The organism is Amycolatopsis eburnea (assembly GCF_003937945.1).
Lineage (GTDB): Bacteria > Actinomycetota > Actinomycetes > Mycobacteriales > Pseudonocardiaceae > Amycolatopsis > Amycolatopsis eburnea.
Window position 1 is genome coordinate 119645 of record NZ_RSEC01000024.1, and the last position, 20259, is coordinate 139903.

Consider the following 20259-nt stretch of genomic DNA (forward strand, 5'->3'; position numbering starts at 1 on the left):
GCAGCGCCGGGGTTCACCGCGGTTCAGGCCGCCAGTAGCCGACGACCAGCGCCGCGACCAGCACGGCCGCGCCGCACCACGCCGTGCCGCTGAGCCGTTCCCCGAGCAGCACCGCGGCCAGCACGGCCGCCGTCAGCGGCTCGAGCACCGCCGACAGCGCCCCCAGCACCGGGTGCGCGTCCGCCAGTCCGCGCAGGTAGGCGGCGTAGGCGAGCGCGGTCGGGACGGCGCCGAGGTAGCACGCCACCAGCAGGACGTCCGCGTGCAGCGGCAGCGCCATGCCGGTCCAGCTCGCGACCGGCGTCAGCAGCAGCCCGCCGGTCAGGCAGCCGAACGCCGTCGTGGGCAGCGGCTCCAGGCCGTCGACCGGCTTGGCGGTGAGCAGCGTCAACGCCGCGAAGCCCGCCGCGGCCAGCAGCGCGAAGCCGAGCCCGCCGAGGGTGGCCACGGCATCCGGTGACCAGCGCAGCAGCACCAGGCCGGCGAGCGTGCCCGCCACGGAGACCAGCGTCCAGCCGCGGGGTTTCCGCGTGCCGGCGAGGGTGACCACGACGGGCGCGGCGCCGATCGTGGTCATGGTCGCGATGCTGACCGAGCTGAGCGCGACGGCGGCGAAGTAGCTCGCCTGGAACAGCGCGAACAGGCCGCCGACGACGAGCACGCGCTTGGCCGCTTCGGCCGTGCGCGGGACGGTGCCGCCCTTCAGAAGGACGAACAGGGTGGCGACCCCGCCGCCGACGAGCAGCCGGTAGGCCGCGACGGCGAGCGGGTGGAGGCCGGCGAGCTCGCCGAGCAGCGAGCCGGCCAGGCCACCGGTGCCCCAGAGGACACCGGCGAGGACGAGCGCGGCCGAAGAACGGGCGCGCGTGGGCAGAGACACCAAGGAACGCTCCTGCGTCGAAGGAAAAGGGAGATCGACGACGCGGGGCGGCGCGCAAGACGAAGCCGCCGCGGGCGCTCAGGCCACGCGGCGAGGGACCACCCCGCTCAGGCGCGGGGCGGTGGGGTGACGAGGAAGATCCGGTGCACGAGGGGAACTTAACCGTGCGGCTCGGGGCCGCGCGAGGGGTTTTCCACAGGGTGGCGCGGTTGTGGACAGCGGGCCGGCGAAATCGCTTTGCGGGCGGGTTTGTCGGGCGGGGCCGGTAAACTGGACGTGGGACGCCCCCCAGGGAGGGCGGGGGCTCCGGCAAAGTCGGGCCGGGTGGGCCTGCGGCCAATTCGACTTCTGTGCTCTGTGCCGCAGAGGTCGGTGAGTGGTCAGTCGCCGGGAACCCCATGCCGTTAAGGCCACCTTGCGGGCGTCTGACGCCCGCAAGGTGGCCTTAACGGCAGTCGGTGAGAACCCGCAACGTCAGGCGGGGGGCCGGCGGGCGCACGACTTTGCCGGAGCCCTGCCAGGGAGGGCGGGGGCCCGCCGGCGAAAACCGGCGAGGCCCCGCACAACCTCAGTCGAGCTTCGCCAGCTGCTCCCGCAGCGTGTCCAGCCCCATCCCGCCCAGCTTCAGGGCTTCGGTGTGGAACCGCTTGATGTCGAACCCGGCCCCCGCCCGGGCCTGCGCCTCCGCGCGGGCCGCCAGCCAGAGGCGCTCGCCGATCTTGTACGCCGGGGCCTGGCCGGGCCAGCCGAGGTAGCGGTCGATCTCGTCGCGGAGGTGGGCTTCGTCGGTGATCGTGCGGGTCAGCATGAACTCCAGGCCCAGCTCCGGCGTCCAGCGCTCGCCGTCGTGGAAGCCGGCGCCCGCGGGGATGGTCAGCTCCAGGTGCATGCCGAGGTCGACGATCACCCGGGCGGCGCGGAACAGCTGTTCCGAGAGCATGCCCAGCAGGTCGCCGTCGTCCGACAGGTAGCCCAGTTCCTCCATCAGGCGCTCCGAGTACAGCGCCCAGCCCTCCGCGTGGCCCGACGTGAACGCCATCAGGCGCTGGTACTTGTTCAGCGACGCCGACTGGTCGACCGCCGTCGCGATCTGGAGGTGGTGGCCCGGGGCGCCCTCGTGGTAGACCGTGCTCGTTTCGCGCCACGTGCTGAACTCGTCGCGGCCGGCCGGCAGGGACCACCACATGCGGCCCGGACGGCTGAAGTCCTCGCTGGGGCCCGTGTAGTACGCGCCGACGCCGCCGCCGGGCGGGGCGATCTTGCACTCCAGGGCCATCACGCGGTCGGAGATCTCGAAGTGCTTGCCGCGCAACGACTCCAGGGCGCCGTCGGACAGGCGCTGCATCCACGCCTCGAACTCCGCGCGGCCCTGGACGCGGTAGCGCGGGTCGGCGTCCAGGATCGCCGCGGCTTCCTTCGGGGACGCGCCGGCCTTGACGCGGTTCGCGACTGCGCGCATTTCCGCTTCGATGCGGGAGAACTCGGCCCAGCCCCACTCGTAGGACTCGCGCAGGTCGAGCGCGGCGCCGACGAAGTACCGCGACCACAGGCGGTAGGCGTCCTCGCCGACGGCGTCCTTGACCGGGGCCTTCGGCGCCAGCTCCGCGCGCAGGAAGCCGGCGAACTCGGCGAACGCCTCGTCGGCGGCGCGCGCGCCGTGCGCGAGGTCGCTCTTGAGCGCTTCGCCCTGCGAAGACGCGCCTTCGACGAGCGCGGCGAAGAAGCCCTTCGCGTCCTTCAGCCCGGCCCACGTCTCGCACTGCTCCGCCACCTTCGAGACCTGCCGCAGCGCCGCGACGTGGCCCGCGTCGGCGCCCGCGAGGAGGCCGCCGCGGACGCCGGCCAGCGCCTTCGGGACCTCGCCGATGCGGGCCGCGACGACCGACCAGTCCTGCTCCGACTCCAGCGGCATCAGGTCGAACACCATCCGCAGCTCCTGGACGGGGCTGGAGATGGTGTTCAGGCTCGCCACGTCGAGACCGGCTTCGTGGATCTCCAGCTCCAGGCCGAGGCGCTCGGTGAAGACGGCCTGCGCGGCCCGTTCCGCGGCGTCGCGCGGCTCGGCGGCCGCGACGGCGGCGTGCGCCCGCGCGGCCAGCCCGGCGCGTTCGGCGAAGCCGTCGGCGGAGTAGTCGGTCAGCCGGTGGTCGTGGCCGGTGATGCCGTGGGAGGTCGCGGCGACCGGGTCCGCGGCCGCGTAGTCGTCGACGTAGCGGTCGCAGATGCCGTTGACGTCTGAAGCAGTGGAAGCCATGTCCGGCACGCTACCGGGCCACCCGGACCCGGTGGTACGTACTTAAGCACGGGCCGGGACGAGCCCCAGCCGGGCGATCACCTCGCGCGTCGCCTTCGACCGGTTGAACGTGTAGAAGTGCAGGTTCGGCACGCCTTCCGCGATCAGCTTCTCGCACAGCTCGGTGGTGACGTCGATGCCCGCCGCGCGGAACGCCTTGGGGTCGTCCGCGAGCGGTTCCAGCCGGTCGAGCAGCTTCCGCGGCGCGGGCGCGCCGGACAGCTTGATCGTCGTCTGCAGGGTCCGCATCGTCGTCAGCGGCATGACGCCCGGCAGCACCGGGACGTCGCAGCCGGTCGCGGCGACCCGGTCGCGCAGCCGCAGGAAGTCCTCGGGGTCGTGGAACAGCTGCGCGATCGCGAAGTGCGCGCCCGCGCGCAGCTTGCGGACCAGGTACTTGGTGTCGGTGTCGAGGTCGGGCGAGCGGGGGTGGCCGTAGGTGTACGCCGAAACGCCGACGCAGAAGTCGCCCAGCTCGCGGACCAGCTGCACCAGCTCTTCGGCGTAGGTGAGGCCCTCGGGGTGCGGGATCCACTCGCCGTAGACGTCGCCGGGCGGGTCGCCGCGCAGCGCGAGGATGTTGCGGACGCCGACCGAGGCGTACCAGCCGATCACGTTCCGCAGCTCGGCGACGGAGTGGTTGACCGCGGTCAGGTGCGCCATCGGCACCAGCGTCGTCTCGGTCGCGACGCGGGCGATGCTGCGGACCGTGCCGTCGCGGCTGGAGCCGCCCGCGCCGTAGGTGATCGACATGTAGGCCGGGTCGTACGGCTCGAGCTCCCGGACCGCCTTCCACAGGACGGCCTCGTCCGCCGCGTCCCGGGGCGGGAAGAACTCGATGGAGAACTTCGGCCCGTCTCCGCGCAACCGCTCGATCACCGACGTCATGCCTGCATGTTAAGGGCCGATGCCCGGCATGCGGGAGCCCCCGTCCGCGTCGCGAGACTGCGGTTCGACTCACATTCGAGGCGCTATGGCGGACTAAACTGGCCTGGTGCGCGAAGACGACGCGAGCTGGGACGAGGACGTGCGCCTGGCGGTCTACCACGCGTTCGCCGACCACGGCCGGGCCCCGACCGCGCCGGAGCTGGCCGACGCGGCGGGTGGCTCGCTGGCCGTCGCGAAGCAGGCGCTGCACCGCCTCGCCGACGCCCACCACCTGGTGCTCGACGACTGCGAGCACGTCGTGCTGGCGCACCCGTTCGCCGCGCGGCCGCTCGGCTTCTCCGTGATGGGCGCGCACACGCTGTGGTGGGGCGGCTGCGCGTGGGACTCCTTCGCCATCCCGCACCTGGTCGAGGACGAGCCGGAGGTGCTGGTCGCGACGCGCTGCCCCGGCTGCGGCCAGCCGCACGCGCTGGTGGTGAACCGGGCCGCGCCGCCGGAAGGCGCGCAGGTGGCGCACTTCCTCGTGCCCGTCGCGCGGATGTGGGACGACGTGCTGCACACGTGCGCGAACCAGCGGCTGTTCTGCTGCGAGTCCTGTGTGGACGCCTGGCTCGCGGAAACCGGGCAGGACAAGGGGTGCGTGCTGGACCTCGTGACGCTGTGGCGGCTCGCGCGCGGCTGGTACGAAGGCCGGCTCGAACGCGGCTACCGGCGCCGGGAGCCCGGCACCGCGGCCGCCTACTTCGCCGAGGCCGGCCTGGCGGGGCCGTTCTGGGCCGCCACGGCCGGAGTCTGATTCGCCACATCCGGGTGCCCCGGCGGCCCGCGCGCCCGCGGGTTCGGCGAGGATGGCGGCATGAACGCGCCCGCCGACACCGACCTGCCCGCCCACGTCGAGCGGGCACTGGCCGGGTTCCTCGACCGGGCGGGCACCGAGATCCTGGCGACCGAGCCGACGGTGGCCGCCGGCATCGACGCGCTGCGCGGGTTCGTGCTGAACGGCGGCAAGCGCTTGCGCCCGACGTTCGCCTGGTGGGGCTGGCGCGGCGCGGGCGGCGACCCGGCGGGCCCGGACGCCGAGGGCGTGCTGCAGGCGGTGGCCAGCCTCGAGCTGATCCAGGCGTGCGCGCTGATCCACGACGACCTCATCGACTCCTCCGACTCCCGCCGCGGCTTCCCGACCGTGCACATCGCGGGCGCGAAGCTGCACGCCGACCAGGGCTGGCTCGGCTCCCCCGCGACGTTCGGCCTGGCCACCGCGGTGCTGGTCGGCGACCTGGCGCTGGCCTGGGCGGACGACATGTTCGCCGACGCCCCGCTGCCCGCGCAGACGCTCGCCGCGGCGCGGCCGGCGTGGCGCGCGATGCGCACCGAGGTGCTCGCCGGCCAGTACCTCGACGTCCGCACGCAGGCCACCGGCGACGCCTCCGTCGAGGCCGCGCTCAAGATCGACCGGCTCAAGACCGCCGCCTACACCGTCCAGCGGCCGCTGCACCTGGGTGCCGCGCTCGGCGGGGCCTCCCCCGAGCTGATCGCCACGCTGCTGGAGTTCGGCGGCGAGGTCGGCGTCGCGTTCCAGCTGCGGGACGACCTGCTCGGCGTGTTCGGCGACCCGTCGGTCACCGGCAAGCCGGCCGGCGACGACCTGCGCGAGGGCAAGCGCACGCTGCTCGTCGCGCTCGGGCTGCAGCTCGCCGCCGAGAAGGGCGAGACGGCCGCGGCCACGGTCATCGCGGACGCGATCGGCGACGCCGACCTCTCCGACGAGGGCGTCGAGACCGTCCGGATGGCGTTGCGGCAGGTCGGCGCGGTCGACGCGGTCGAGCGCCGGATCGACGAGCTGACGACGGCGGCGATGGCCGCGCTCGAGCGCGCCCACCTGGCCGAGCCGGCGCCCGAGGCGCTGACCGGGCTGGTCGTCAAGGCCACCCAGCGGACGTACTGACGTGCGGACCATCGACGGGCCCGCCGACCACGTCGTCGTCATCGGGGCCGGGCTGGCCGGGCTTTCGGCGACGCTGCACCTGCTCGGCTCGGGACGGCGCGTCACGCTGCTGGAGCAGGCGGACACCCCGGGCGGCCGGGCGGGCCAGCAGAGCTTCGACGGCAACGCCGTGGACACCGGCGCGAGCGTGCTGACCATGCCGGAGCTGCTGGACGAGGCGTTCGCGGCGGTCGGCGAGACGCTGGAGAAGAACCTGCGCCTGACCCGGCTCGACCCCGCGTACCAGGCGCGCTTCGCCGACGGCAGCTCCCTCGCGCTGCACACCGACGGCGACGCGATGGAGGCCGAGATCCGCGCCTTCGCCGGCGCCCGCGAGGCGGCGGGCTACCGGGCGCTGCGGCGCTGGCTCAGCGAGCTGTACGCGGTGCAGAAGGACCGGTTCATCGGGGCGAACTTCGACTCGCCGCTCGACCTGGCGCACCCGGCGCTGGCGAAGCTCGCCGCGCTGGGCGGGTTCGGCAAGCTCGGCCCGCGCGTCGGCCGCTACCTGCTCGACGAGCGCGTGCGGCGGCTGTTCACCTTCCAGGCGCTCTACGCCGGTCTCGACCCGGCGAGCGCGATCGGCGCGTACGGCGTCATCTCGTACATGGACACCGTCGGCGGCGTCTACTACCCCGAGGGCGGGATGGGCGAGATCGGCCGGGCGCTGACCGGCGCCGCCGCCCGGGCGGGCGCGGACGTGCGGTTCGGCACCGAAGCCGCGTGGCTGGAACGGGTGAATTCGCGGGTGCGGGCGGTGCGGACGCGCTCGGGCGAGCGGATCGCGTGCGACGCCGTCGTGCTGGCGACCGAGCTGTCCTCGGCGTACCGGCTCATCGGCGCGCGGCCGCGGCGGCCGGTGCCGCTGCGCTACTCGCCGTCCGCCGTGGTGGTGCACGGGCGGACCACCCGGAGGTGGGACCTCGGGCACCACACGATCTTCTTCGGCGGCGCCTGGGAGCGGACGTTCGCGGAGATCATCCGCGAGGGGAAGCTGATGAGCGACCCGTCGCTGCTGGTCACGCGGCCGACCGCGACCGACCCCGGGCTGGCCGGGCGCGGCGGCGAGATCGTGTCGGTGCTCGCGCCGGCACCGAACACCCAGCGCGGCTCGATCGACTGGGACCGCGTGCGCGGGCCGTACCGCGAAGAGCTGTTCCGCACGCTGGAGGCGCGCGGCCTGACCGGCTTCGGCGAGGAGTTCGGCGTCGACGAAACGATCACCCCGGCGGACTGGGCGGCGCGCGGGCTCGCGGCCGGGACGCCGTTCTCGCTGGCGCACACGTTCTCCCAGACCGGCCCGTTCCGGCCGGCGAACCTGGTGCGCGCGGCGGGCAACGTCGTGCTCGCCGGCTGCGGCACCACCCCCGGCGTCGGCATCCCGCCGGTGCTCATCTCGGGACGGCTGGCGGCGGAAAGGATCACCGGCCGGTGAACGAACTCGACGCCGCGGGCATCCGCGCGCCGGAGCTGCGGGCCGCGTACACCGGGTGCAAGCGCATCAACGCCCACCACGGGCGCACGTTCTTCCTGGCCACCCGGCTGCTGCCGGCCCGCGCCCGCCCGGCGGCGCACGCGTTGTACGGCTTCGCGCGGATGGCCGACGAGCTGGTCGACAACCCGGAGCCGGGCAGCGACCCGGCGGCGTCCCTTGACCGCGTCGGCACCCTGGTCGACGTCGTCTTCGACGGCGGGACCCCGGACGACCCGGTGCTCGTGGCGCTGGCCGACACCGTGCGGCGCTACGGCCTTTCGCGCGAGTTGTTCGACGCGTTCCTGAAGTCGATGCGGATGGACGTGAAGCCGGTCGAGTACCGGACGTTCGCCGAGCTGGGCGAGTACATGTACGGCTCGGCCGCGGTGATCGGGCTGCAGATGCTGCCGGTGTTCGGCACGATCGGGCCGGTCGCGGACGCGGAACCGGGCGCCATCGCGCTCGGCGAGGCGTTCCAGCTGACCAACTTCCTGCGCGACGTCGGCGAGGACCTCGACCGGGGGCGCCTGTACCTGCCGCTCGACGAGCTGGCCGCGTTCGGCGTCACGCGTTCCTTGCTCGAGGAGCGCCGGCCGGACCCGCGGATCCGCGCGGCGCTGGCGTACTTCGTCGCGCGGACGCGGGCGGTGTACCGGCGGGCCGAAGCGGGGGTTCCGTTGCTGCGCCCCGAATCCCGGCCGTGCGTGCGGACGGCGCTGACGCTGTACCAGGGCATCCTCGACGAGATCGCCGCCCTGGACTACGACGTCCTGACGCGGCGGGCCGTGGTGCCGAAGTCGCGCAGGCTGGTAGTCGCGCTACCCCCGTTGGCCGCGGTCTGGGCGCGCGAGACGTTCCGGGGCGGTCGTAGGCTGCGATCATGAGCGAACGACGCATCCGGATCGGCCTGCAGCTCCAGCCGCAGCACGCCGACTACGACACCATCCGGCGCACCGCTTCGGCCGCCGAAGAGCTCGGCGCCGACATCATCTTCAACTGGGATCACTTTTTCCCGCTTTACGGCGATCCCGACGGCCTGCACTTCGAGTGCTGGACAATGCTCGGCGCGTGGGCGGAGTCGACGTCCCGCGTGGAGATCGGCGCGCTGGTGACCTGCAACAGCTACCGCAACCCCGAGCTGCTGGCCGACATGGCCCGCACGGTCGACCACATCTCCGGCGGCCGGCTCATCCTCGGCATCGGCTCCGGCTGGTTCGAGAAGGACTACGACGAGTACGGCTACGAGTTCGGCACCGCGGGCGGCCGCCTGGACGACCTCGCGGAGTCCCTGCCGCGCATCGAGTCGCGCCTCGGCAAGCTGAACCCGGCCCCGACCCGCAAGATCCCGGTCCTCATCGGCGGCGGCGGCGAGAAGAAGACCCTTCGTCTCGTGGCCAAGCACGGCGACATCTGGCACGGCTTCGGCGACCCGGAGGTCGTCGAGCGCAAGGTCAAGATCCTCGACCAGCACTGCGCCGACGTCGGCCGCGACCCGGGCGAGATCGAGCGCTCGTGCGGCGTGCAGGGCGAGCCGGACGAGCTGGGCCCGAAGCTGCTGGACCTGGGGGTCACGACGTTCACGGTCGGGGTCGGTGGCCCGGACTACGACCTCGGCGCGCTCGAGAAGTGGGTCGCCTGGCGGGACAAGACCACCAGCTGAGCTTCACCTTCGCGCCCGGTGCGCGGCGACCCGCTCCCGTGTCGCGCACCGGGCCGAGCAATACCTCCGGGGACTTCCCCCACCGGTGTGGGCGAACGGCTTCCCGCACGACGGCGACGCGCACAGCCCGCCCGGCACGTCCTGGCGCTCGGCCAGCAGCGAGGCCAGGCCGAGCGCCGACGACGTCACCAGCCACGCGCCCCACGGGCCGTCGTCCGACGCGTCCACGTGCAGGTGCCAGCCGTAACCGTCGTCGTGGTCGGTCAGCCGCGGCGGACGCGCGTACTTGGCGAACAACGCGTTGAGCACCGAAGCCGCCGTAGCCACGTCCGGGGCCGCGAACACCGCACGCAGCTCCAGTGCCGCCGCGTGCAGGCCGGTCACGTCGACATCTGAAATGTCAGTTTCCCCGTGCTCGCGCAGGACACGCACCACCGCGGCCGGGTCGGGTTCCGGGAGCAGGACGTCCAGCAGGTCGACCGCGCGCTGCACGGAATCCCGGTGCGGAAAAGCCATGCCCCATTGTAACGTCCTGACCATGCTAAGGCGTTACCTGGCCGGGGCCACACTCGCGCGGACCGGGGACGAGCTGTCCGGGCCCGCGCTCCTGCTGCTCGGCCTCACCGCCGGCCCGCACGCCGGGTCGGCGCTGCTCGCCGGGCTGACCGCGGCCGCCGCCGTGGGCGGGCCCGTGTTCGGGGCCTTCCTCGACCGCAGCGCGGTGCCGGGGCGGCTGCTCGCCGTCGCGCTCGCCGGGTACGCGGGCGGGATCGCGCTGGTCGGGGCCACCTTCGGGCACCTGCCGCTCGCCGCGGTGGTCGCCGTGGCGGCCGTGACCGGGCTGCTCAACCCCGCCGTCGCCGGCGGCTGGACCGCTCAGCTGCCCGCGGTCGCCGGCACCGGCCTGCCCAAGGCCAGCCGGTTCGACGCCCTCACCTTCACCGCCGCCGCGCTGGCCGGGCCCGGGCTCGCGGGCCTGCTCGGCGGGCCGGCCGGGCTCGTCGCGGCCGTCGCGCTGGTCGCCGCCGCGGTGCCGGTCGCGTGGTCCCTGCCGGGGAAGCGGCGCAAGGCGAAGACGCACCTCAGGGACGGTTTCGCGGTGCTGGCGAAGAACGTCCCGCTGCGGCGCGCGACGATCGCGTCGACGCTCTCCTGCGCCGGGATCGGCGCGGTCACCGTCTGTTACCCGCTGCTGGGCGCGGCCCACCTGCGCGGCCCGGCGGACGGCGCGCTGCTGCTGACCGTCCTGGCCGTGACGTCGCTGCTGGCCAACGCGGTCTTCGCGAAGAAGCCGCTGCCCTGGGCGCCGGACCGGACGGTGTGGCTGAGCACGCTGGTCCTGGCCGCGAGCGCACTCGTGGCCGCGGGAGCCGACGGCGTCACCCTGCTGGTCGTGGCCGCCGCGACGGCCGGGCTCGCCGAAGGTCCGCAGCTCACGGCGTTGTTCGCGATCCGCCACCGCGAGGCGCCCGAGCACGTCCGGGCGCAGGTGTTCACGACGGCGGCGAGCGTGAAGATCACCGGGCTGGCGGCCGGCGCGGCGCTCGCCGGCCCGCTCGCCGCGAGGTCGCTGCCCGCGTGCCTGTGCTTCGCCGCGGCGCTCCAGATCGCCGCCGCGCTCAGCTGTCTGCGCAGGTCAGAACGCCATCGCCTGCGCGCGCCGCTTGACCTCGGTGCCGTGGCTGGTGCGCAGCGCGTTGACCGGGGTGGTGCCGGGCAGGGTGTCGTCCGCGGTGAACAGCCACCGCAGCATCTCCGTCCGGCTGAACCCGGAGTCGGCGAGCACGGTGATGGTGCCCGCGAGGCCCTTGACCACGCCGTCCTTGACGAAGAAGTCACTGGGCACGCAGAGTTCGCCGCCGCGCTTCAGCGCGATCAGCTGCCCGTCGCGCAGCATCTGCCGGACCTTGTTGGCCGAAGTCCCCAGAGCCTTCGCGACCTCGGGCAACGGGAGGACCTCGATGGCGGTGTCGAGGACGTCGTCGGCGACCGGAATCCCACTCACAGGTGACACTGTGCCACATTCGGCCCCCTCACCCGCTAGTGCGCACGGGTGACCCGCGAGGTCTCCTCCACGAGGCGTGTGCGGTTCCGTACGATCCATACCCGTGACACGCACCCATCCCAGCCTGGTCGGCACGCTCCTCGAGCGCCGCTACCGGGTGGACCGGCTGCTCGCCCACGGCGGAATGTCTTCCGTCTACCAGGGGACGGACACCCGGCTGGACCGTCCGGTCGCGATCAAGATCATGGACCCGCGCTTCGCCGACGACCGCTCGTTCGTCGACCGCTTCGTGCGCGAGGCCCAGTCCGCGGCGCAGCTGCACCACCCGCACGTGGTGGCGGTGCACGACCAGGGCTTCGACCTGCCGCCGGGCGCGGAATCGGGCCTGGCCTTCCTGGTGATGGAACTGGTGGACGGCGGGACGCTGCGCGACCTGCTCGACGAGCGGGGCCCGCTGGACGTCGCGCTGGCGCTGAGCGTGGCCGAGCCGGTGCTTTCGGCGCTGGCCGCCGCGCACCAGGCGGGACTGGTGCACCGGGACGTGAAGCCGGAGAACGTGCTGATCGGCCGGTCCGGCCCGCACACCGGCGGTGCCGTGAAGGTCGCGGACTTCGGCCTGGTGCGGGCGGTGGCGAGCGCGGGCACGACGAGCTCGAGCGTCATCCTCGGCACGGTCGCCTACCTCTCCCCGGAGCAGGTCGAAACCGGCGCGGCGTCCTCGCGCGGCGACGTCTACTCGGCCGGGATCCTGCTCTACGAAATGCTGACCGGCCAGGTGCCCTACACCGGCGACACGGCGATCTCGGTGGCCTACCGGCACGTGAACGACGACGTGCCGCGCCCCAGCGCGCTGCGTCCGGACCTGCCGCCGGAGCTGGACGACCTGATCACGCGCGCGACGCGGCGGGACCCCGGGCAGCGCCCGGCCGACGCCGGCGAGTTCCTCACCGAGCTGACCGCGGTGCGCGCCCAGCTGGGGCTGCTGCCGGTGACCGTGCCGATCCCGGTGTCCCGCGGCCAGGGCGACGTCGCCGACACCGAGCGCACGCTGCCGCGCCTCCCGCAGGTGCCGGACGGCGAGAAGACGATGCCGGTGCACCGCCCGAACGCGACCCGGGCGCTGAGCCACCCGGGCACCCCGCCGCCGGGGATGACCCAGCAGATCCCGCCGGTGCGGCCCCCGGTGGCGCGGCGCCGGAGCGAGCCGGAACCGGAGAAGCCGGCCGACAACCGCAAGCGCATCGCCATCATCGCCGGCGCGGTGCTGCTGTTCGGCGGGCTGATCACGGCGTTCGTCTTCATGCTCACCGACACCGGCGGCGACAAGACCGCGACCGTGCCGAAGCTCGTCGGGCTGAACCAGGCCGCGGCGGGTGACGCGCTGCGCGCGGTGAAGCTGACGCCGCAGTTCAGCCAGGAGTACGACAACTCGGTCCCGTCGAACACCGTGCTGCGCGCCGAGCCCGCCGAGGGCACGCCGCTGACGCCGAACTCGACGGTGTCGGTGGTGCTGTCCAAGGGCCGCCCGGCGGTCCCGGACATCCGGCCGGGCACGGCGCTGCCCGACGCCGAGAACGCGATCAAGACCGCGCAGCTGACCCCGGTCCGCGGCACCGACGACTACGACGCCGAGGTCCCGCAGGGCGCGGTCATCCGCACCGAGCCCGCGGCGGGCAGCCAGCTGAACATCGGCGGCCAGGTCACGATCATCGTGTCGAAGGGCCCGATCCCGCTGCCGCCGGTCCCGGACGTCACCGGGCGGAGCAAGGACGAGGCCTTCCAGCTGCTGCAGCAGGCCGGGTTCGAGCCGTTCCAGGCGGGCGAGGAGTTCAAGCAGGACGTCCCGGGCGGCGCGGTCACCCGGACCGACCCGCCGGCCAACTCGCAGGCGAAGGAAAAGCGGATCGGCGTCTTCGTCAACAACGCCGTCCAGGTGCCGGACGTCCGATTCCGTTCGTTCGACGACGCCCGGAAGATCCTGGAGCAGGCCGGGCTGAAGGCCGACCGCGACGGCGGCAAGGGCCGCGGTCCCGGTGGCGGCGGGTTCGACTTCGTCTTCAACCAGGACCCGCAGCCGGGGACGTTCGTGCAGAAGGGCTCCAAGGTCAAGCTCAAGGGCTTCGGCCAGTGATCGGCAGCCGCGGGCGTGTCACCGGCACGATCGGCCCCGGCCTCGTCGGCGAGGTGCTGCTCAACGTCCGGGGCGGCACGGAGGCGTTCTACGCCTACCCGGCCGACCCGGACGAGACGTTCGGCTCCGGCACGCAGGTGCTCGTGGTCGACTTCGAACCCCCGCGGACGGTTTATGTCGAACGGTGGCAACCGCTGAGCCGCTGACGGCGTCGTAGAGGCACCAACACACCCACAACAGAAGAGCGAGGGGGTCGGTGCCATGGGTCTCGTGGAAATCCTGCTGCTTTCCGCCGGGGGACTCGTCGTCGCGCTGGTCTTGATCTTCGGCATCCTGCGGCTGCTCTACAAGGTCGCGGAACCGAACGAAGCGCTGATCATCTCCGGCCTCGGCGTCCGCGTCGACCGCGCGGACACCGCGGACAGCCTGGGCTTCAAGATCATCACCGGCCGCGGGGTGAACGTCCTGCCCGGCTTCCAGACCGCACGGCGGCTGTCGCTGGACACCCGCGGCGTCAACCTGCAGGTCTCCTGCGTGACCAAGCAGGGCCTGCCGGTCACCGTGCGGGCCGTCGTCATCTACAAGGTCGGGGACGACTTCGCCTCGATCGCCAACGCCGCCCGCCGGTTCCTGGACCAGCAGAAGGGCATGAACGACACGATCCACGAGCTGTTCTCCGGGCACCTCCGCTCGATCGTGGGCGGGCTGACCATCGAGGAGATGATCCACAACCGCGACGCGCTCACCGGCGAGGTGCGCCAGTCGTCGGCGACGGAGATGATCAAGCTCGGGCTGATCGTGGACTCGCTCCAGATCCAGGAGATCGACGACGAGTCCGGCTACATCAACAACCTCGGCAAGCCGCACGCCGCCGCGATCGCCGCGTCGGCCCGCATCGCCGAGGCGCAGCGCGACCAGGAGGCCGCCGAGGTCGAGCAGGTCGCCGCCGCGAAGAAGGCGGCCGCGGTCCGCGAGAGCCAGATCCAGCAGGCCGGCTACCAGGCCGAGGTCGACCAGGCGCGGGCGAAGGCGTCGCAGTCGGGCCCGCTGGCCGAGGCGACCGCGCGCCAGGAGGTCGTCGTCCAGGAGACCCGCGCGGCCGAGCTGGAAGCGGCGCTGGCCGAGCAGCGGCTGCAGTCGCAGGTCCGCAAGCCGGCCGACGCGAAGGCGTACGACACGCGTACGACGGCCGACGCCGCCCGGGACGCTTCGATCGCGAAGGCGCAGGCCGAGGCGAAGGAGACCGAGCTGCGGGCGGCGGCGGACGCGACCCGCGTGAAGACGGCCGCCGAGGCCGAGGCGCAGGCCACGAAGGCCCGTGCGGAGGCGGCGGCCGGCGCGACCCGGGCGACCGGTGAAGCGGAGGCGGCCGCGGCCAAGGCGCGCGGTCTGGCCGACGCGGAGGCCGCGAAGGCGAAGGGTCTCGCCGAAGCGGAGTCGGCCCGGGCGAAGGGCCTCGCGGAGGCCGACGCCATCAAGGCGCGCGCGGCGGCGCTGGCGGAGAACCAGGAAGCCGTCGTCGCGCAGCAGCTGGCCGAGCGCTGGCCGGAGATCGTCGAGGCGGGCGCGAGCGCGTTCGGCAACGTCGACCACATGGTCGTGCTCAACGGCGCCGACGGCATGTCCGACATGTTCGCCAAGGCGCTGTCCCTCGGCGGGACCGGTCTCGGCCTGGCCCGGCAGCTCATGGACGCCATGGGCAAGCCGGCGGAGAAGGAGCTGGACGAGGCCGCGCGGAAGAACGGCGAGCTCAAGCTCAGCGACTGAACGATCACGGAGCGTGCGGCCCTGGTGTCCCGGATCACGGGAAGCAAGGGCCGTACGCCCGATCGGGGGCGGCAATTCCCGTGATGTTGTCCTACCGTGGGCGCATGGTGCCGGACTGCGTGTCGCGGGCCGTCCGATGAGCTTCTTCACCGGCGGTCCTCGTGAGCGTCCCCTGTTCCCCGTCCCGGAGCAGGAGCTGTACGCGTTCAACGGCAGGCACTGGACCGACCCCCCGCGCGAGCACATCGTCCCGGCCGTGCTGCCGTGGGCGCAGCCGCTGGGCCGGTCCGACCGCACGGTGATCGCGCTGCGGTCCATCGAGGTGTGGCCGGAGGCGCTGACGCTGCGCGTGACGGTGTACTCGCGGGACAGCCTGGTCGAAGACCCCGCCGAGGGGCTGATCGACCACCGGCGGAAGCCGGACTACAACGGGCTGCTGGTCGGCGTGCTCTTCGCCGACGGCAGCCGGGCCAGCTCGGAGACGGTGTCGGTGCCCTCGGCGGCCGAGCCCGACGGCCCGGTGCTGCGGGCGCAGGCGGCCGGCGGCACGCGCTTCGCCGTCGAGCACGAAGTGTTCCTGTGGCCGCTGCCCCCGGCCGGCCCGCTCAAGCTGGTCGTGCAGTGGACGGACCGGGAGATCCCGGAGACCCGGACGACGCTCGACGGCGGCGCGATCCGCGCCGCGGCGAAGGACGCCGCGGAGATCTGGCCCGGCCTCGGCAAGCGGCAGGCGAACGGCCTGCCGGTGCGCCGCGTCGGCAAGCAAGTGGCGCTGACCCCCGATTGGGGGCCCGCGGTGGTGCGGGAGGACCCGGCGCCCGCACCGGGCGAGTGAACCTTCTTGATCTGTGACCGCGGGCACCGGAGCCTGGGGTATCTCGAATGGATTAACGGGGTGAGTAGTTAGCGTCGTGGAAACACTTCGACCACCCGGCCGTCATGTCGGGCTGGTGCAGTGGATTCCCTCCTCCTGACGCACGTGGCCGTGCACACCCGCGAACCAGGGAAGGTCGCTCATGGCAACCTCGCCGCTCAGCGCACTCGACGTCGCTTTCCTTTGCCTGGAAAGCGAAACCTCCCCGATGCACATGGGCGCGGTGCTCACGTTCACCGCGCGCGGCCCGGTGGACGCCGGCACGCTCACGGCGATCCTCGCCGAGCGGGCGGCACGCCTGCCGAAGCTGCGCCAGCGGGCGCGCGCGGAACTGTTCCCGCCGGGCGCCGCCAGCTGGGCCGAGGACCCGGGATTTGTTGCGGCCGACCACATTCACCACGTCGTGCTCAGCTCACTGTACGAACCGGACCCGCTCGCGGCGTACGCGTCGCGGTGGATCGCGGAGCCGCTCGACACCAGCCGGCCGCTGTGGGACCTCACCGTCGTGACCGGACTCCCGGACGGGAAGTTCGCGCTGCTGCTCAAACTGCACCACGCGCTGACCGACGGCGCCGGGGCGTACGCGGTCGCGGCCGGGCTGCTCGACGGCGTCGAGCTGCCGCAGCGGATCCCGGCGCCGCGCCGGCCGGCCCCGCGCTCCACTTTGGACACGGTGAAGGACGCACTGGGCACGGCGTGGGACCAGGCGAACGAGACCGCCGGGATCGCCTCGTCGCTCGTGCGGGCCGCGCGGCCGCCGCTGTCGCCGATCTCGGCGCCGACGTCCGCCGAACGCCGCCTCGGGTTCGTGCGGCTGCCGCTGACCGAGCTGCGCCGGGTGCGCCAGGCCCACGGCGGCACCACGAACGACGTCGTGCTGGCGGTGCTGTCCGGCGCGCTGCGCGAGTGGCTGGTCAACCGCGGCCACCGCGCCGACGGCCGCACGCTGCGCGCGCTGATCCCGGTGAGCGTGCGCGGCCGGGCGGGCGGCGGGCTCGGCGGCAACAAGCTGTCCGGCTACCTGTGCGACCTGCCGGTCGGCGAGGACGACCCGGTCGAGCGGCTGCGCGTGGTGCGCCGCGCGATGACCCGCAACAAGGCGGCTGGCCCCAGCCGCGGCGCCGGCGCCCTGCCGCTGCTGGCCGACCGCGTCCCGCCGCTGCTGCACCGCCTGGGCACGCGCACCGCGGGCCGGGCCGCGCCGATGCTGTTCGACCTGGTCGTCACCACGGTCCCGCTGCCCCCGGCCCGCCTCTCGCTCGACGGCGCCCGGCTGGCGGCGGTCTACCCGTTCGTGCCGCTGGCCCCGCGCCACGCGGTCGGCATCGCGGTGGCCACCTACCGCGACTCCGTGCACATCGGCCTGCAGGCCAACGGCGCGGCGGTCCCGGACATCGGCTCCCTGCGCGACGCGGTGCTGAAGTCCGCGGCCCGCCTGGTCGACGCCTCCTGACTCGAGTGCCGGGTGGCCCGGTCGGCCGCGGCTGCGCTCGCGTCTTGAATGACTCATTCAGGTCTTCGGAGGTCCTGAATGACTCATTCAAGACATCACCACCCACCGCGATCCCGCCGATGGGAGCGACCGGGTCGCGAGGCAACGCGGGCCCGACCGGACCTCAACGTGGCAATCACCGCGGCTACTGGGGGCCGGGACGTGCGTCAGCCGCGGAGCATCTCCGCGACCAGGAACGCGAGCTCCAGCGACTGCTGCGTGTTCAGCCGCGGGTCGCAGGCGGTCTCGTAGCGGCCCGAAAGGTCGACGTCCGAGATCTCCTGCGCGCCGCCCAGGCACTCGGTGACGTCCTCGCCCGTCAGCTCGACGTGGATGCCGCCCGGGTAGGTGCCCAGCTTGTTGTGCACCTCGAAGAAGCCCTGGACCTCGTCGACGATCCGGTCGAAGTGCCGCGTCTTGTACCCGGTGGACGACTCGTGCGTGTTGCCGTGCATCGGGTCGCACTGCCAGATGACCTTGTGCCCGGACGCCTCGACCTTCTCGACGATCGACGGCAGCACCTCGCGGACCTTGCCGTTGCCCATCCGCGCGATGAGCGTCAGGCGGCCCGGCTCGGAGCGCGGGTCGAGCCGCTGGACGTACTCCAGCGCCTGCTCCGGCGTGGTCGTCGGGCCGATCTTCAACCCGATCGGGTTGGCCAGCAGCTCGGCGAACGCGATATGCGCGCCGTCCAGCTGGCGGGTGCGCTCGCCGATCCAGAGGAAGTGCGAGGACAGGTTGTACAGCTTCGGGTCGGCCGCGTCCGCGTTGTCGAGGCGGAGCATCGACCGCTCGTAGTCGAGCAGCAGCGCCTCGTGGCTGGCGAAGATCTCCGTGGACTGCAGCGACGTGTCGGTGACCCCGCACGCCGACATGAACCGCAGGCCGCGGTCGATCTCGTTGGCCAGCGACTCGAAGCGCTGGGCCGCCGGCGACGCGGACACGAAGTCCTTGTTCCAGTCGTGCACCTGGTGCAGGTCGGCCATGCCGGCCGCGGTGAGGGCGCGGACCAGGTTCATCGCGGCGCCCGCGTTCGCGTACGCGCGGATCATCCGGCCGGGGTCCGGCACGCGCAGCTCGGGCTTGGCGACCAGGGAGTTGATGATGTCGCCGCGGTAGACCGGCAGGCCCAGCGCGTCCGTCGCGGCCGAGCGCGGCTTCGCGTACTGGCCCGCGATGCGCCCGACCTTGACCACCGGCAGGCTCGCGCCGTAGGTCAGCACGACGGCCATCTGCAGCAGCGTGCGCAGGTTGGCCCGGATGTGCGGCTCGGTGTTGGACTCGAACGTCTCCGCGCAGTCACCGCCCTGCAGGAGGAACGCCTCACCGCGGGCGACCATGGCCAGCCGGTCCTTCAGCCGGTCGATCTCGGCGGGCACGGTGATCGGCGGCACGCTCTCGAGCACGCCGCGGACCCGGCGGGTCGCGTCCGGGTCGGGCCACTCCGGCTGCTGCGCGGCCGGGCGGGCCAGCGCGTCGTCCAGCCGCTCCCGGAGAACGGGCGGCAGCGGCGGCAGTTCGGGCAGTGTGTCGACGGGGACGTCCACAGTCCAGTTCACGAACCCAGGATAAGGTTTCGGCCCTTCCGCGTTTCGCCCGGTTCACCGTCCCCCAGGTCGCGCGCGGGAAACCGGGCCGGAACCCCGTTTCCCGCCCGCGACCGGCGGGTCAGCCGCGCGGGACGAGCCGGACGACCGAGCCCGTGCCCTGCGACGTGCCGTTGCTGCTCACGAACACCTCGTCACCCCGCACGGCCAGCCCCGTCGCCGCGGCCAGGCCCGCCGACGCCAGCACCGTCCGGCTGCCGTTCCGCTCGACCCGGGTCAGCACGCCGGGCGAGGGCGGCGCCGCGATCCCGTCCCGGGCGAACGTCAAGGCCAGCAGCCTGCCCGTGCGGTCGAACGCCAGGTCGGTCAGCGCCGTGAAGCCGTCGGCGTGGATCTTCGGCGGCTGCCCCGGCACCACGCGCCACACGCGGGCCGCGCCCACCGCGATGCTGCTCAGCTCGGACACGTAGAGCGCGCCGTCGGGACCGACGACGACCGACGTCGGCACGCTCTGCACCGGGATCCGCGTCCCCGGCGGCAGGCCGAGGAACGGCGGCGCGGTGACGAGCTTCGGCGGGAACACCGCGAGCACGCTGATCCGGCCCCGGCCGTCGACGTAGAGCAGGTCGTTGCCCGCCGCGTCGGCGACCGCGAAGCCGTCGCGGTAGCGCGTCATCCCGAACGGGTTCGAGTCGATCACCGGCGTGTCCGGGCTCGCCCCGGCGCCGTGGTCGGGGTTGTTCTTCGCCTCGAACGCGGCGAAATCCGGGCCCGGCACGACGTGCGGGCCGAACGCGAACGACAGCTTCCCGAGCAGCCTGCCGTCCGCGCCGAACGGGTTGGCGCCGGTCGCCGGGTCGATGAGCACGTCACCGGCGAGCAGGGCCGGGACGCCGTGGACGAACGCGACGTCCGTCGGCCCGGCGACGGCGGCTCCGCCGGGCGCGGCCGCGGACGGCAGGCCGGTCAGGATCCGGCGCACCCCGCCGTGGCCGTCGAGCTGCGCCACCGAGCCGCTGAGGCCGAAGCAGGCGGGCCCCTCCGGGCCTTCGACGCACTTGCCGGTGCCGCCCGCGCCGGCTTCGGCGACGTAGAGCCTGCCGTCGTGGACGGTCAGGTGCCGGGGGTTGTTCAGCCCGGTGGCGACCGTCTTCAGGCCGCCCTGGCCGGCATCGGCGCCGGGCGCGGCGACGACCACGGCCGCGGCCGACACGGCCACCACCGCGGCCCGCACGAGTCTGGACATGACTTGCCACCTCTCCGC

General features: G+C 73.5%; 20 protein-coding genes. 10 read left to right on the forward strand and 10 right to left on the reverse strand.

All coding sequences use genetic code 11. The features are described from left to right. Nucleotides 1-13: 13 nt before the first annotated feature. The 3 genes from EIY87_RS06800 to metF all read right to left on the reverse strand — a co-directional run bounded on the left by EIY87_RS06800 (nucleotide 14) and on the right by metF (nucleotide 4061). A complete protein-coding gene (locus tag EIY87_RS06800; protein ID WP_125306803.1) occupies nucleotides 14-883 on the reverse strand; it encodes a DMT family transporter in 870 nt (289 codons plus the stop codon). 565 nt (nucleotides 884-1448) lie between these two features. Beyond that, entirely contained in the window at nucleotides 1449-3134 is a 1686-nt protein-coding gene (locus EIY87_RS06805) for a DUF885 domain-containing protein (RefSeq protein WP_191983983.1), read from the reverse strand. 42 nt (nucleotides 3135-3176) lie between these two features. Continuing rightward, entirely contained in the window at nucleotides 3177-4061 is an 885-nt protein-coding gene (gene metF / locus EIY87_RS06810) for a methylenetetrahydrofolate reductase [NAD(P)H] (protein ID WP_125306805.1), read from the reverse strand. A gap of 106 nt (nucleotides 4062-4167) precedes the next feature. On the opposite strand from metF, the gene merB reads away from it, so the two are divergent. Genes merB through EIY87_RS06835 form a run of 5 tightly spaced genes read left to right on the forward strand, consistent with a single transcriptional unit; the run spans nucleotide 4168 to nucleotide 9179 of the window. Next, nucleotides 4168-4857 (forward strand): organomercurial lyase, encoded by a 690-nt coding sequence (merB, locus tag EIY87_RS06815; protein WP_125306806.1) that lies wholly within the window; start codon nucleotides 4168-4170, stop codon nucleotides 4855-4857. A gap of 60 nt (nucleotides 4858-4917) precedes the next feature. Continuing rightward, on the forward strand, nucleotides 4918-6006 hold the full coding sequence (locus EIY87_RS06820; protein WP_125306807.1) for a polyprenyl synthetase family protein: 1089 nt from the start codon (nucleotides 4918-4920) through the stop codon (nucleotides 6004-6006). Nucleotide 6007: 1 nt separating this feature from the next. Beyond that, complete coding sequence (gene crtI, locus EIY87_RS06825) at nucleotides 6008-7480, forward strand: phytoene desaturase family protein (RefSeq protein WP_125306808.1); 1473 nt, start codon at nucleotides 6008-6010, stop codon at nucleotides 7478-7480. After that, nucleotides 7477-8403, forward strand: a complete 927-nt coding sequence (locus tag EIY87_RS06830) for a phytoene/squalene synthase family protein (protein ID WP_125306809.1) — start codon at nucleotides 7477-7479, stop codon at nucleotides 8401-8403. The genes crtI and EIY87_RS06830 overlap by 4 nt, the downstream gene beginning before the upstream one ends. Next, the gene (locus EIY87_RS06835; RefSeq protein WP_125306810.1) at nucleotides 8400-9179 is read left to right on the forward strand and encodes an LLM class F420-dependent oxidoreductase; all 780 of its coding nucleotides are present in this window, start codon (nucleotides 8400-8402) and stop codon (nucleotides 9177-9179) included. Before EIY87_RS06830 ends, EIY87_RS06835 begins: the two co-directional genes overlap by 4 nt. 3 nt (nucleotides 9180-9182) lie before the next feature. On the opposite strand, the gene EIY87_RS06840 is transcribed toward EIY87_RS06835, so the two are convergent. The 5 genes from EIY87_RS06840 to EIY87_RS47600 form a co-directional block, all read right to left on the reverse strand. Continuing rightward, complete coding sequence (locus tag EIY87_RS06840; RefSeq protein ID WP_125306811.1) at nucleotides 9183-9695, reverse strand: CGNR zinc finger domain-containing protein; 513 nt, start codon at nucleotides 9693-9695, stop codon at nucleotides 9183-9185. 33 nt (nucleotides 9696-9728) lie between these two features. Beyond that, a complete protein-coding gene (locus EIY87_RS48265; RefSeq protein WP_158641290.1) occupies nucleotides 9729-9968 on the reverse strand; it encodes a hypothetical protein in 240 nt (79 codons plus the stop codon). Between the two features lie 87 nt (nucleotides 9969-10055). Continuing rightward, on the reverse strand, nucleotides 10056-10355 hold the full coding sequence (locus EIY87_RS48270) for a hypothetical protein (protein ID WP_158641291.1): 300 nt from the start codon (nucleotides 10353-10355) through the stop codon (nucleotides 10056-10058). Between the two features lie 6 nt (nucleotides 10356-10361). Then, entirely contained in the window at nucleotides 10362-10700 is a 339-nt protein-coding gene (locus tag EIY87_RS48275) for a hypothetical protein (protein WP_158641292.1), read from the reverse strand. Between the two features lie 115 nt (nucleotides 10701-10815). Beyond that, a complete protein-coding gene (locus EIY87_RS47600) occupies nucleotides 10816-11184 on the reverse strand; it encodes an Rv2175c family DNA-binding protein (RefSeq protein ID WP_158641293.1) in 369 nt (122 codons plus the stop codon). A gap of 103 nt (nucleotides 11185-11287) precedes the next feature. Between EIY87_RS47600 and pknB the strand changes: the two genes are divergently transcribed. From pknB to EIY87_RS06870, 5 genes are all read left to right on the forward strand, one after another. Beyond that, entirely contained in the window at nucleotides 11288-13315 is a 2028-nt protein-coding gene (gene pknB / locus EIY87_RS06850) for a Stk1 family PASTA domain-containing Ser/Thr kinase (RefSeq protein WP_125306812.1), read from the forward strand. Then, nucleotides 13312-13521 (forward strand): hypothetical protein, encoded by a 210-nt coding sequence (locus EIY87_RS06855; protein WP_125306813.1) that lies wholly within the window; start codon nucleotides 13312-13314, stop codon nucleotides 13519-13521. The genes pknB and EIY87_RS06855 overlap by 4 nt, the downstream gene beginning before the upstream one ends. 55 nt (nucleotides 13522-13576) lie before the next feature. Continuing rightward, nucleotides 13577-15082 carry an SPFH domain-containing protein gene (locus EIY87_RS06860; protein ID WP_125306814.1) on the forward strand — a complete coding sequence of 502 codons (1506 nt, stop codon included), beginning with the start codon at nucleotides 13577-13579 and terminating at the stop codon, nucleotides 15080-15082. Between the two features lie 136 nt (nucleotides 15083-15218). Continuing rightward, nucleotides 15219-15917: a hypothetical protein gene (locus tag EIY87_RS06865; RefSeq protein ID WP_125306815.1), complete on the forward strand. Its 699-nt coding sequence runs from the start codon at nucleotides 15219-15221 to the stop codon at nucleotides 15915-15917. Nucleotides 15918-16098: 181 nt separating this feature from the next. Further along, on the forward strand, nucleotides 16099-17409 hold the full coding sequence (locus EIY87_RS06870) for a wax ester/triacylglycerol synthase family O-acyltransferase (protein ID WP_125306816.1): 1311 nt from the start codon (nucleotides 16099-16101) through the stop codon (nucleotides 17407-17409). Between the two features lie 206 nt (nucleotides 17410-17615). Here EIY87_RS06870 and EIY87_RS06875 read toward each other — a convergent pair whose 3' ends face one another. Next, a complete protein-coding gene (locus EIY87_RS06875) occupies nucleotides 17616-19007 on the reverse strand; it encodes a class II 3-deoxy-7-phosphoheptulonate synthase (RefSeq protein WP_191983984.1) in 1392 nt (463 codons plus the stop codon). 109 nt (nucleotides 19008-19116) lie between these two features. Continuing rightward, nucleotides 19117-20241, reverse strand: a complete 1125-nt coding sequence (locus EIY87_RS06880) for a ScyD/ScyE family protein (protein WP_158641294.1) — start codon at nucleotides 20239-20241, stop codon at nucleotides 19117-19119. Nucleotides 20242-20259: the final 18 nt, after the last annotated feature.

Bases quoted from the DNA above. Each gene is read 5' to 3' on its own strand.
- EIY87_RS06860 (WP_125306814.1), top strand. From the start codon at position 13,577: ATGGGTCTCGTGGAAATCCTGCTGCTTTCCGCCGGGGGACTCGTCGTC.
- metF (WP_125306805.1), bottom strand. From the start codon at position 4,061: ATGACGTCGGTGATCGAGCGGTTGCGCGGAGACGGGCCGAAGTTCTCC.
- EIY87_RS06805 (WP_191983983.1), bottom strand. From the start codon at position 3,134: ATGGCTTCCACTGCTTCAGACGTCAACGGCATCTGCGACCGCTACGTC.
- EIY87_RS06820 (WP_125306807.1), top strand. From the start codon at position 4,918: ATGAACGCGCCCGCCGACACCGACCTGCCCGCCCACGTCGAGCGGGCA.
- EIY87_RS06835 (WP_125306810.1), top strand. From the start codon at position 8,400: ATGAGCGAACGACGCATCCGGATCGGCCTGCAGCTCCAGCCGCAGCAC.
- EIY87_RS06840 (WP_125306811.1), bottom strand. From the start codon at position 9,695: ATGGCTTTTCCGCACCGGGATTCCGTGCAGCGCGCGGTCGACCTGCTG.
- EIY87_RS06880 (WP_158641294.1), bottom strand. From the start codon at position 20,241: ATGTCCAGACTCGTGCGGGCCGCGGTGGTGGCCGTGTCGGCCGCGGCC.
- EIY87_RS06865 (WP_125306815.1), top strand. From the start codon at position 15,219: ATGAGCTTCTTCACCGGCGGTCCTCGTGAGCGTCCCCTGTTCCCCGTC.
- EIY87_RS06870 (WP_125306816.1), top strand. From the start codon at position 16,099: ATGGCAACCTCGCCGCTCAGCGCACTCGACGTCGCTTTCCTTTGCCTG.